Here is an 11,748-nt window from a genome sequence, read left to right on the forward strand (position 1 = left end):
ATAGCATCGGCTATGCCGCTGCTACGCGCTGACGCCCATTCCACCGGATGGGATACCATTACATTTGCCTCGTTAGCTACCAGCACAAGGGCGCAATGAACCTGATTTAAACAGTTTGCGTGTAATGCATTGCAAATGCCTCTTTAGGGTCGACTCTCATTATCAATATAAAGTAGTGTTATTCTTCACAAGTAAAAACAGGTTGTTTCCAATGGACCGTCTTACCAGTATGACTGTTTATGTTAAGGCAGTTGAACTCGGCTCTTTTACAGCAGCGGCCAATGCACTGACAATGTCGCCACAGCTTGTAGGAAAGCATGTTTCAGTACTTGAACAGCATTTAGGTGTTCGTCTACTGAACAGAACCACTCGTCAGCACAGCCTGACAGAAGCAGGCCACCACTTTTACGAGCGGGCAAAAATCATTCTTGCTGAAGTCGAAGCCGCCGAATCCTTCGCGGAAGAAGCCCGAATAATCCCCCGAGGTCGTCTTAAAATTAATGCGCCAGTAACGTTCGGCATCAATGCTCTAACACAAAAACTGCCACTTTTTATCAATCAGTACCCCGAAATCACCATCGAACTGACGCTGACTAACCGATATGTCGATCTGATTGATGAAGGATACGATGCCGTTTTTCGCGTAGGGGAACTGGCGGACAGCGGATTAATGGCGAGAAAGCTGGCGCCCTATACCCTTATGATCTGCGCTTCCCCTTCCTATCTTGCTTCGGCCTCCCCCTTGCATGTTCCGGAAGATTTGCTGCACCATGAATGTCTGATTTTCACGCATACGTCATTGCGAACGACGTGGACTTTTGAAGGCCGCGAGGGAAGCATATCTATCCCCGTGAGCGGCCGCCTGCTGCTGGACAGCGGCGAAGCCTTAATCAGCGCGGCGCTGGCCGGTTTTGGCGTGGTTATGCAGCCTTCCGAACTGGTTATTCCGCATATTGAGGCGGGCAGACTCAATGCCGTATTGCCCAATTATACAATCCCCCCCCGCCCTTTTCATTTGATGTATGCGCCGGATAGAAGACTAACCCCCAAACTGCGCCGTTTTCTGGCCTTCGCAACAGAACATTTCGGGCAAGAGACGGTGGACTCATGAGCTGATTAGGGATTTACGCCAGCGAGACATCCCAATGCAGCCCCGTGTCGGCGAGGGGGACGACTTCATTTGTCACTGCCCGCGGTATGCCGTTTTCGCTAGAATAAAATATCCGCTGAACTGCAAATAAAAAGGCGTATAGGTAAAATGTCTATCCCTGTCTCGACCGAATCTTTCCGTGGCATCGTCCATTTCGTCGCCGCCGCCAACGCACAAAGCTTCACTGAAGCTGCGGAACAGCTTGGCATTACAAAATCAGCCATAGGTAAAAGCATCAGCCGCCTTGAGCACAGTCTGGGAACGCCACTCTTTCACCGCACCACGCGTAAAATCAGCCTGACTACGGAAGGAGAGGCTTATCTGGCCAGTTGCCAGAGCGCGCTTGATATACTACAGTCGGCGGAAATAGCCTTGCGTTCAAAGCTCACGGAACCGTCGGGTCTGGTGCGGATTGATATGCCCGCCGCATTTGGCCGTTCCGTCATGCTGCCTGTCCTGCTGGATATGTGCCGGCGTTATCCTCATCTGAAACTCACGCTTACCTTTAATGACAGGGTTATCGATCCGTTGGATATGGGTTTCGATCTGGCGATCCGCTTCGGCCCTTTGAAAAACAGTACGGACCTGATCGCGCGGCGACTGAATGAGCAACGCCTGATTCTGTGCGCCTCTCCCACGTATCTGGCGCAGTACGGCATACCGAGTTCCCTTGACGAGTTGAAACAACAGCGCTGCATTATGGCCTGGCGCGGCGGTAAGCCGCTGAGCTGGCTGATTAAAGGCACCGATGGGCAGGATGTAAAGTTCAATCCATCGCCTTTTCACCAGATCAGCGACGGCGACGCCATGATTGAAGCCTGCGTGGCGGGGGCCGGTATCGTGCAATTCCCTGAATCCTTACTACGGCCTGATATTGAAGCAGGCAAGCTGGTTACGCTGCTGCCGGAGCTAACGCCTTCGGCCACGGAACTGAACGTCATCTGGCCCCGTTCGCGCCACCTTTTACCTGGCGTAAGATTTATCATTGATGAGTTGGTCAGCCTTTCCGCAGCGAATGCTTTCGGCTGATTGTAGAATTTACATCTACTCTGCGTGTTCTTTTCGCACCTTTATCAACTTGAAAGTTAGCACTAGGATAAAAGAGCCATCAGGATGACCTGACAAACCAGAATCGTTCCAACGCTGAAAGAGGATCAAATAATGCCCGTAGTTAACATCCAGATGTTCGAAGGCCGCGATGAGGCCAAACCTGCGATAGCCAAAGCCGTCACCGACGCCATTGCCGAACATGCCAATGTCGATCCGCGGTATGTATACGTTATTTTTAACGACGTGAAGACCGAGAACTGGGCCATTTCCGGTGAATTGTTTTCCGAGACGCTGAAAAAATCAGGCTGAGGATTGTTTATATCCTATCCCTTCTTGTGTCTATATCAGGCCGTTGTTCAACCGTGAACAACGGTTCTGACCCATGCGGCGTTATATAATTACCGATGAAAAGGAGGCCCGAAATGAAGATTTTCATCACCGGTTCAACAGGATACATTGGCGGCTCGCTGTCAGTATATTTACGCAGCGCCGGACACCGCATCCGAGGGCTGGTCCGTAATCCAGATAAGGCCGGACTGCTGACGGCCAGAGGGATCGAACCCATTCTCGGCGACCTGAACGACAGGGAGTTGCTCACCCGCGAGGCACAGCAGGCCGATGCCGTCATCAATGCCGCCAACAGCGATGACCGGAATACCGTGGAAACCTTATTGACAGCGCTTCGCAGCAGCGGCAAGCCGCTCATCCATACCAGCGGAACCAGCGTTATCGCCGATATGAGTGATGGCAATAAAGTCAACGACACCAGCTTTGATGAGAACAGCGCGCTGCTGATAACGCCGGAAAAACAGGCACGCAGGGCGATTGATGAAAAAATACTGGCAGCACAGGGAATACGCGGCATAGTTCTGTGCAACAGCCTCATCTATGGGGAGGGAAAGCTCCCAGGCACCCGCAGCGTACAGATCCCGCTGCTCATTAATCAGGCTAGGGAGAGCGGCGTAATGCGCATCGTTGGAAAAGGCGTGAATATCTGGTCGAACGTCCATATAGATGATCTTTGCGAACTTTACCGGCTGGCGTTGAAAAATGCGTCATCAGGCGCATTCTATTTTGTCGAGAATGGAGAATCATCCTTTGCTGAATTAGGGACGACGCTGGCGAAACGTCTCGGCGTCCAAGGGCCGGAAAGCTGGTCGATTGAACAGGCTGCACAGGTATGGGGTCAAACCCGGGCCCGCTACTCATTAGGTTCCAACAGCAGGGTCAGATCGGTGCGCGCCCGCGAGGAACTAGGCTGGAAACCGCGACATAACTCCGTTATCCAATGGATCCTGACCGAAATGGCTATCGAATAGCAACCCGTTGCCCGGCGAAAGAACGAAGAGACAGGGAGCCCCGGTTCAACCCCATTAGTTCATCCCCTACAAAACGTTTGCAGAGTCCAATCCAAATGACGCTTTATCTGCCGGAGCACCGCTGGTTATCATCACATGGAATCCATTGTTTTATATCGAATTAGCAATTGATGTCATACCATTAGCTTAGGCAATTAAATTAGCATACCGGAGAATTTATGAGTCTGATACGCACCTTACCTTTTTCTCTCGGCTTGTTCTGCGCCGCTGAATTTTTTTCCGCCGGCGCCGCGGCCAGCCTTGCCGTCGGGAACTTCACGCTTTCCGGTGTATCACTTGAACAAAGCGCGTTCAAAGGCGAGCCGGCGTTTAAAATGACCATGCCTTCTTCGGCGATACAGGATCCAGAAAAGGAAAAACTGGCCGACCGAAATTTTATGGCATGGTTGCCGCTTGATTTTGGCGACGGTGTGGTGGAAGTCGATGTTGCTAGTCAACTCGTGGAAAAGGCTCCGGCCTACGCCAGAGGGTTCATCGGTTTGACTTTCCGCATTGACAGCGACGGACGCTTTGAAAGTATTTATCTGCGCCCCACGAACAGCATTGCGGAGGATCAGGTTCGGCGCAATCACAGCGTTCAGTATGTCGCTTACCCTGATTACAAATTTGACAGACTCAGACAAGAATCGCCGGAAAAGTATGAAAGCTATGCCGAGCTGGGCATGGAGCGCTGGATACACATGAAAATTGTCGTAACCGGACAGAAGGCAGTACTCTATCTGGACAGAAAAACGACACCGTCATTAATCGTCAACGATTTGAAACTGGGCGCAAACCAGCGAGGCGGAGTTGGTGTCTGGCTAGAATCAGGCACAGTTGCTTTTTTCCGCAATTTAACAGTAACAGCTGCAAAGTGAAGCAGATAAAATGCATTACAGACACAAGAGATATTACATTAAAAACATGATTTAAAGTCAATATATAAACAACATCAGCGACTTAACTGATTGATCGTATGATCGACAGTAATGTAGCTTGACAACACCGAAACGATACTACATCGTTTCGGTGTTATACTTTTATTAATCTGCGATAAGAAATTCGATGGAGCATTAATGCCCAGAAGCAAAACAGAAAACATTCGCAACGCCTTCTTAACTGCAGCAAGAGATGTCTTTCTTGAAGTCGGTTTTGCAAACGCGACAATGGACGCAATAGCAGCAAGCTCTGGTAGCGCAAAATCGACGCTATACCGCTATTTTGACTCGAAAGAGTCGTTGTTTTCTGCATTGATAACCAAGGCATCGCAAGAACATGATGGCGAAATAATCAATTTTTTGTACCGTAGCGGACATGATCCTCAATTTAGTGCCCCTTCAGGGAACGCTATAGATTCGCTGAATTTTCCCGATCATGAAGAAGACTGCCAATACGCACTAATCAAATTTGGACAGTACATCCTTACCAGTTTTCATACGCCGCAGTCACTTGCCGTGCGGCGGATGATGATTGCTGCCTCAACAAACCCTGATGTGGGCCGGTTATTTTACCAGCAAGGTTCCGCGCGGGTAGTTTACCATCTTGAACAATATTTCAACCCATTGATTGAGAAAGGCTATTTCCACAGTTCGGATCCCCATGTTGCCGCCTGTCATTATTTTGGCTTACTGGAATCTGAGATAAATGAAGCAGGCTTATACAATGTGACTGTTCAGCTAAGCGAAAGACAAATATCGGATATTGTTTCACGCGCGGTAGAAGTCTTCATGCGTGCTTATGTGCACAAATTTCCTGAGTAAAAGATTTAGCTCTCCCACATCAAGTTATTCAAAAAACAATCACCACTGTAGCCCCAAATTACGGGACCGTATTGTTCAGGGGCAATGCTGGTAGCAATCGATCCATCGGGGAGAGCGATTTTAATACGCGCTCATATGGCTTCCGTCCGGAACTTAGTGTCCACCAGCGATCCGCACGCTAGAATTACAACTCACATTCTGCAGAGAAACGCGGGGATACAGGGTTATTGAGGGAGACCTGCCCCATTACTTCGATACTGTGCATCATCGATTACTGAACCGCCCCGGTTTTCCGGGAGAGTGTTTTGTCTGTGAACTCAGGTGACCAGATCACCGTTTCCGATGGAAGCGTAGTATGCCTGTTCTGCTTCTGCCGGCGGAATATGACCCAGTCGCTCCAGTAATCGTCTGTTGTTATACCAGTCCCCCCACGCCAGCGTGGCTAACTCCACTTTGGCGCGGTTTTTCCAGCTCTTACGATAGATCACCTCCGCTTTATAAAGTCCGTTGATGCGTTCTGCCATCGCGTTGTCGTATGAGTCGCCCGTGCTTCCGGTCGATGCCAGAAGTTCTGCTTTATATACAGACTCCTGGATATCGTTCGCACCACCATCATGGACGAGTGTACGATTCGCTATATTTCTCTCAACAGGTCAGAAGATGCAGTACCACATACTGCAGATACATCAGTCCCCACCGATTTCGTATTGAGGCTGATTATCCTCCCAGATGTACTACTTTACAGCTATTCTGCAATCAAAAGGAATGAATCTGGCTGGTCATCCCCGTAAATACCCGATGACATACGTAACCACATGAGAAGTGACTGCTCCCCGCCGTATACGGCGGGGAGCAGTCACTATTTTTACAAGCAATTGAGATTAACGGCACTCAGTCATCGGCAAACAGCGATGATTTACCACCACACCTCTGCCTGAGCACCAACGGTAAACTGATCTTTTTTATCGTCGTTAAAGGTGAATTGAGTTATCTCGTTATCAAAAGACTTCAGATAAGTAGCAAAGAAACGAATTTCCGGGCGCGAGGTTAACATGCTGGGGCCCACCTTCAGGGTGTGGAACAGCGTCATTTTCAGTCCCGACTCACGATAGCTCTCCCCGTCTGCTTTGTTGCGCTGATCGAACCACCCCAGCTCAACTCCTGTCTGGTTAAAGGTGTCCCAGATATAGGCTGGACGCATCACCGCGCGGGTAGAGTGGAAGTCGGTGTGAGCACCTGTGTAATAGTCATAGATGTCATTGCCTGCGGCATACACGAGGGCATGTGCGATGACAACATTCGGCAACAGGTAGTTTTCCCCTTCCGAGAGCACGCGCCAGGCCGTGCCGTTCGTGTGTTCACCATAATACTGACCATTGTAGCCATAGAGAGCGCTGGAATCGGTTACCAGCCCCATGCCACTGGCAATGGAGTTGTTCGCCATTTGAGCGGTCAAATAGGTAAAACCGCCGTTTTGCCAGTTTTGTGTTAGCCTTGCCCCAGCGTGCCAGGCATCTTTCACGCTGTAGTAAGTCCCATTATTTTCATCGCGCTTATTCTGGTCTGTCTTGTTGGCGGCAGAATAGCGACCAAAGAGATCCAGAGTGGCTTTATTCCATAATGGCATCCCGGTGTAACGGGCATCGACAGTATTGGTATTGATCTGCTGGGTCTGATCCATGCTACTGTCGATGGCATGCGCATCCAGATCTTCTCTCACCAGTGCGACATTAACCTTACCCGGCCCCAGTTGCCAGTTTTCCAGCCCAATACCGGCGGCGGAGTCTGACTTGTGGTATTTGAAGTCAAGCATCTGGATTTCAAATTTCGGCAGCGTATGTTTACCGACCCAAAAATCCGCCTCCGGCGCGAAAGGCAGAAAACCTCGCGTGGTCAGATAGATATCGGAAAATTGCAGCAGGTTATCGGAGGTACGGTCAAACCAGCCAGCACTGTATTGTCCGCCGACGTTGCCATCCAGCATCACCACCGCTTTAGCCGTTTTAATACCGTCATGATAAACGCGCTGCGAAAGTTCAAGGTCATACCAGGAGCTGTTTTCCTGACCGAAGCGCCCCAGTGAGCCAATAGCATAGGATTTCGCCGCCCCCCGGTTACCGGCCGCATAGCCAGAGCGGAAATAACCTGAGTAATTAAAACCGATATCCTCTTTCACATATTTACTTATGTCTGCTAAAGTCATCGAGGCAACATCAGAGGTTATAACCGAAACAGACTTTGTTTCATTTCTCGCCGTAGTGGGCAGGTTAGCCGATTCGTATTTTTTTAACTGTGCTTTGGTCGCATCCAATTCCTTCATATTAGAGGAGAGCTGATTTTCGAGGATAGCCACACGTTCTTCAAGCGTCAGCGGTGCGGCATAAAGCGCATTCGCCACAAATAAAGAAGAGGCACTTAATGTAAAGAGGTAGAGCACGGGTTTAATGTTCATATTAATCCTATAATGAAAAACTTATTTAGTTATTGTTTACAGGCGTAATGGGCGCACAGGTGATATAACCTATGATGGTCGGTCTTATTATAAAAAAGGGTTGTACCGCTAAAAGTTCACAATACAACCAGATGGAACAAACAAGGGTTAATTCAAACCTGAAATCCCTGTTTCCAGTAATTTAATTTGCAGCAAAGTTTCATCATCTTTCACTAATTTTTCTTTGCCGTTAATAAGGGTTTCATAAAGCGCGTCATAATAGCGGGCATAATCGCCCTGCTCTGTGACCACTTTTTCTTCATGATAGACACCAGTATTATCCATCCAGGTCAGCACGCCGTAATCTTCAGGAGCATCTTGCCCAAAGTCGACGTTATCGGGCATATAAAAGAGCTTGAGATGATGCTCCTGCTTATCTTTGCTGTACTTGATAAACATCCCTTTTTTTCCGTATGCCACAAAGCTCGGGCGCTCTTTGACACGGAAGTAGCTCGATTTCACTGAGACCTTCAACGTGCCGTAGTACATATCCACATCGAAATAGTCATTCATACGCCCGTCGCCCAGCAGTTGGCGAACATCGTAACGGACGTGATCCGGTACACCAAAGTACGAAATCACCTGGTCGAGGGTGTGACAGCCGTGACCATACAGATATGAGTTAATCGCACTAAACTCTTTAACCGATTCAGGAACAGACGGACGGTAATAGTCATAATGCATTTCTACTTCGAGTAAATCCCCTAGCTTGCCGGATTCAATGACTTTTTGGGTGGTCAGAAAATCACTGTCAAAACGGCGATTCTGATAACACTGCACCATTAATCCTTTCTCTTTCGCCACGTTAAATAAGGTTTGCGCCTCTTCCTCAGTATGAGTAAAGGGTTTTTCAACAACGCAGTGCTTTCCGGCCTGTAATACCTTCAAGGCAAAGTCATAATGCAGTGCAGACGGCGTACTGACCACCACCACCTGTATTTCCGGGTCGCCCAGCAGCACATCCAGATTATCGGTGTACGTCACACCCGGTAATTGGGGCCATCTGTCCCGACTTGCGGTGGCAGAATAAATGGTTTTGGTGAGGATTTTATCCGCACGCGAAAGAATAAACGGCAGATGATAACGGTTAGCGCTTTTGCCATTGCCGATAAAGCCAAGAATTAATTTCGTTGTCACTGTTTCACTCCACAATCAGTTGTTTTTTACCACTTTCAATCATCCGCGTTGCAATGGTGCTTACATCAAGTAGGCGTGCAGCAGCTTGATAATCCAGTGTGTCGATAATGCAAATAAAGGTCTGGAATTCATAAAGCAGGCGATGTTCACGACGATTAAAAGTAAACTGCGCGCGATCACCGTTATTCAATACCATATCAAAACCTGTCATTTGGTTAACCGGCAGGGGTATTTGCACATTACCTTTATCTCCCTGAATTAGGGAGGTGGTCGGGGCTTTACAGTCTTTTGCGGCAATGCAGACACATTTAAAGTCGCCGTAATCGAGCAACATCATGCCGCTGGTATCAATGTTGTTATGCACGTTGGCAACGTAATTGACCGCCTTCGGCTCACCAAACAGTCCGGCGACGAAATGAAGGTTATAGACATTGATGTCCATCAACGCCCCGCCCCCCTTTCTGACATCAAAGGCCGGGTGGACAATGCCTGCCATAAAATCATCGTAACGCGAGGAGTACTGGCTGTAATTCAGCGTCACCAGTTTAATGTTGCCGATACTAGCCAGCTGCGACTGAAGTGATAAATAGGCCGGCAGAGAATGGATATTCATCGCTTCCAGCATGATGACATTGTGCTCTGTGGCCAGCCCCTTCAGAGTACTAAGCTCATCCATACTGGTGGTGATGGGCTTTTCGATAATGACGTGTTTACCTTTTTGCAGCGCCTTGCTGGCAAACAGGAAATGCAAATGGTTCGGCAACGCCACATAAATCGTGTCGACATCGCTGTCCAACATGGCCTGGTAATCAAAAAAAATGTCGTCAATCTGGTAGCGTGTCGCCAGCTCACGTGTTTCATCTTCCGTTTGCGGCGTACCTAAAATCGCAAGAGCCCTAAAGGGCAGCTTGTGGACCGTCAAGAGCCAATCTTTGACGATCATGCCCGTGCCAAGAATGCCTAATTTCATCTACCACCTCGTTGTGTCCCCCGCAGAAGTGCAGTTGGATTAGTAAAATCAAATCTGCTTGCTTAAAGCTCAACACCGTTGGAATGGATAACGTTCTGGTACCAGTAAAAGGATTTTTTCTTGTAGCGCGCCAATGAGCCCTTCCCGTCGTCATCGCGATCGACGTAAATAAACCCGTAGCGCTTGGATAGTTGAGCTGTAGAGGCACTGACCAGATCGATGCAGCCCCAGGTGGTGTAGCCCATGACCGGTACACCATCGAGAATGGCCTCATGGACCTGCTCCAGGTGTTCACGCAAATACTGGATGCGATAGTCGTCATTGACCGTGGGTTCGCCCGCACTGTCAGTTATCAACACATCCTTCGCCCCCAGGCCGTTCTCCACAATAAACAGCGGGATCTGATAGCGGTCATAGTATTTGTTTAAGATGTAGCGCAGCCCCTGCGGATCAATCTGCCAGCCCCACTCACTGGCGGCTAAGTGCGGATTTTTAACACCGCCAATTAAATTCCCTGTAGCTCCATCGACACCGGTCTGCACGGTTTCGCAGGTACTGAAGTAATAACTGAAAGACAGAAAATCGACCGTGTGAGTCAAGATCTGAATATCGTCTTCTTCAATCTGAAGATGAATACCCTGCTCACGGAAATAGCGCTTCATATAGCCGGGGTAATAACCGCGCACGTGCACATCGGCAAAGAAATCATTGCGGTGGTCGGCGTGCATACAGGCCATCACATCATCGGGATTTGGGGTCAGCGGGTAAATGGGCAGACTTAAAACCATGCATCCAAATTTTGCCTGCGGCATGATTTCCCGGCCAATCTTCGTCGCAAGTGCGCTTGCCACTAATTCGTGGTGCACCGCCTGATATAAATCTTGCTGACTCAGCTCATTCTTAGGCGTTTCGATGCCTCCACTCATCAGGGGGTGATGTAACACCGAGTTAATTTCATTAAAGGTGAGCCAGTATTTCACCTTGTGCTGATAGCGGGTAAACACCGTGGTGACATAGCGGGCATAAAAACTGATCAGCACCCGGTTCGCCCAGCCGTTATATTCCCTGGTCAGATGCAGCGGTGTTTCATAATGCGAAAGAGTTACCAATGGCTCAATGCCGTATTTATGGCACTCGTCAAAAAGGGCGTCATAAAACGCAAGTCCCGCTTCATTGGGGTGCGGTTCATCACCATTGGGAAAGATACGCGACCAGGCAATTGAGGTGCGAAAAATCTTAAACCCCATTTCGGCAAAGAGTTTAATGTCTTCTTTATAACGATGATAAAAATCGATCCCTGTAAGCTTCAGGTTATCTTCCGTCGGCTGTGCCGTCATCGGTCCCATCACCCCTTGAGGGGTGACATCCTGGATACTCGGCCCTTTGCCGTCAATGTTCCAGGCCCCTTCACATTGGTTGGCCGCAACCGCGCCGCCCCACAAGAAACCACTTGGAAATGTCATGTTTTACTCCAGTAAGAAGAAAGGGTTAACGCTGTAACTGACGCTGGACGTCAATGATTTCCTCAATCAGCTCACGTGCCAACATGGAGGTCATGATGTGATCCTGCGCATGGACCAGCACCAGATTGACCTGCACCTTGCCGCACCCTTCGTCCAGACCAATCAACATGGTCTGAACATCGTGCGCACGTTTTGAGGCTTGCGCTGAGGCAGAAAGTTTCGCCGCTACCTGCTCCCACTCGCCACGTTTGGCGGCACGCAGAGCCTCCATCGCATAGCTGCGCGATTCCCCTGCATTGATGATCAATTCCATTACCGTTGATTCCATATCCATGTTCTGTCTCCACTCAATATAAGAAGGCGGGAGGA

General features: G+C 49.2%; 11 protein-coding genes and 2 pseudogenes. 7 read left to right on the top strand and 6 right to left on the bottom strand.

What is annotated here, in order from left to right; genetic code table 11:
* Positions 1–211: 211 nt before the first annotated feature.
* The 7 genes and pseudogenes from ABRZ28_RS17185 to ABRZ28_RS17215 form a co-directional block, all read left to right on the top strand.
* The gene (locus tag ABRZ28_RS17185; protein WP_150437357.1) at positions 212–1,111 is read left to right on the top strand and encodes a LysR family transcriptional regulator; all 900 of its coding nucleotides are present in this window, start codon (positions 212–214) and stop codon (positions 1,109–1,111) included.
* A gap of 147 nt (positions 1,112–1,258) precedes the next feature.
* The gene (locus ABRZ28_RS17190) at positions 1,259–2,179 is read left to right on the top strand and encodes a LysR family transcriptional regulator (RefSeq protein ID WP_150437356.1); all 921 of its coding nucleotides are present in this window, start codon (positions 1,259–1,261) and stop codon (positions 2,177–2,179) included.
* Positions 2,180–2,311: 132 nt separating this feature from the next.
* Positions 2,312–2,509: a tautomerase family protein gene (locus tag ABRZ28_RS17195; RefSeq protein WP_150437355.1), complete on the top strand. Its 198-nt coding sequence runs from the start codon at positions 2,312–2,314 to the stop codon at positions 2,507–2,509.
* A 113-nt stretch (positions 2,510–2,622) separates the two neighbouring features.
* Entirely contained in the window at positions 2,623–3,519 is an 897-nt protein-coding gene (locus ABRZ28_RS17200; RefSeq protein ID WP_150437354.1) for an NAD-dependent epimerase/dehydratase family protein, read from the top strand.
* Positions 3,520–3,737: 218 nt separating this feature from the next.
* On the top strand, positions 3,738–4,436 hold the full coding sequence (locus ABRZ28_RS17205) for a hypothetical protein (RefSeq protein WP_223881676.1): 699 nt from the start codon (positions 3,738–3,740) through the stop codon (positions 4,434–4,436).
* A gap of 198 nt (positions 4,437–4,634) precedes the next feature.
* A complete protein-coding gene (locus ABRZ28_RS17210; protein WP_150437353.1) occupies positions 4,635–5,318 on the top strand; it encodes a TetR/AcrR family transcriptional regulator in 684 nt (227 codons plus the stop codon).
* 52 nt (positions 5,319–5,370) lie between these two features.
* Positions 5,371–5,595, top strand: a pseudogene (locus ABRZ28_RS17215) (group II intron reverse transcriptase/maturase); the annotation flags it as partial.
* Positions 5,596–5,635: 40 nt separating this feature from the next.
* Here ABRZ28_RS17215 and ABRZ28_RS17220 read toward each other — a convergent pair.
* From ABRZ28_RS17220 to ABRZ28_RS17245, 6 genes and pseudogenes are all read right to left on the bottom strand, one after another.
* Positions 5,636–5,893 (bottom strand): annotated as a pseudogene (locus ABRZ28_RS17220) (integrase core domain-containing protein); the annotation flags it as partial.
* 341 nt (positions 5,894–6,234) lie between these two features.
* A complete protein-coding gene (locus ABRZ28_RS17225; protein ID WP_150437352.1) occupies positions 6,235–7,770 on the bottom strand; it encodes a carbohydrate porin in 1,536 nt (511 codons plus the stop codon).
* Positions 7,771–7,917: 147 nt separating this feature from the next.
* Entirely contained in the window at positions 7,918–8,946 is a 1,029-nt protein-coding gene (locus ABRZ28_RS17230; RefSeq protein WP_150437351.1) for a Gfo/Idh/MocA family oxidoreductase, read from the bottom strand.
* A gap of 4 nt (positions 8,947–8,950) precedes the next feature.
* On the bottom strand, positions 8,951–9,916 hold the full coding sequence (locus tag ABRZ28_RS17235; protein WP_150437350.1) for a Gfo/Idh/MocA family protein: 966 nt from the start codon (positions 9,914–9,916) through the stop codon (positions 8,951–8,953).
* A 62-nt stretch (positions 9,917–9,978) separates the two neighbouring features.
* Positions 9,979–11,379: a glycoside hydrolase family 1 protein gene (locus ABRZ28_RS17240; protein ID WP_150437349.1), complete on the bottom strand. Its 1,401-nt coding sequence runs from the start codon at positions 11,377–11,379 to the stop codon at positions 9,979–9,981.
* A 25-nt stretch (positions 11,380–11,404) separates the two neighbouring features.
* Positions 11,405–11,713, bottom strand: coding sequence for a PTS lactose/cellobiose transporter subunit IIA (locus ABRZ28_RS17245; RefSeq protein ID WP_150437348.1), 309 nt, complete (start codon positions 11,711–11,713; stop codon positions 11,405–11,407).
* Between the last annotated feature and the right edge of the window lie 35 nt (positions 11,714–11,748).

It is taken from the genome of Brenneria sp. g21c3 (genome assembly GCF_040240345.1).
In the GTDB taxonomy this organism is placed as follows: domain Bacteria; phylum Pseudomonadota; class Gammaproteobacteria; order Enterobacterales; family Enterobacteriaceae; genus Brenneria.

What these genes read in the sequence shown, in the direction of transcription:
- ABRZ28_RS17200 (WP_150437354.1), top strand. Translation starts at nt 2,623, where the DNA reads ATGAAGATTTTCATCACCGGTTCAACAGGATACATTGGCGGCTCGCTG.
- ABRZ28_RS17205 (WP_223881676.1), top strand. Translation starts at nt 3,738, where the DNA reads ATGAGTCTGATACGCACCTTACCTTTTTCTCTCGGCTTGTTCTGCGCC.
- ABRZ28_RS17245 (WP_150437348.1), bottom strand. Translation starts at nt 11,713, where the DNA reads ATGGATATGGAATCAACGGTAATGGAATTGATCATCAATGCAGGGGAA.
- ABRZ28_RS17185 (WP_150437357.1), top strand. Translation starts at nt 212, where the DNA reads ATGGACCGTCTTACCAGTATGACTGTTTATGTTAAGGCAGTTGAACTC.
- ABRZ28_RS17225 (WP_150437352.1), bottom strand. Translation starts at nt 7,770, where the DNA reads ATGAACATTAAACCCGTGCTCTACCTCTTTACATTAAGTGCCTCTTCT.
- ABRZ28_RS17210 (WP_150437353.1), top strand. Translation starts at nt 4,635, where the DNA reads ATGCCCAGAAGCAAAACAGAAAACATTCGCAACGCCTTCTTAACTGCA.
- ABRZ28_RS17240 (WP_150437349.1), bottom strand. Translation starts at nt 11,379, where the DNA reads ATGACATTTCCAAGTGGTTTCTTGTGGGGCGGCGCGGTTGCGGCCAAC.
- ABRZ28_RS17235 (WP_150437350.1), bottom strand. Translation starts at nt 9,916, where the DNA reads ATGAAATTAGGCATTCTTGGCACGGGCATGATCGTCAAAGATTGGCTC.
- ABRZ28_RS17195 (WP_150437355.1), top strand. Translation starts at nt 2,312, where the DNA reads ATGCCCGTAGTTAACATCCAGATGTTCGAAGGCCGCGATGAGGCCAAA.
- ABRZ28_RS17190 (WP_150437356.1), top strand. Translation starts at nt 1,259, where the DNA reads ATGTCTATCCCTGTCTCGACCGAATCTTTCCGTGGCATCGTCCATTTC.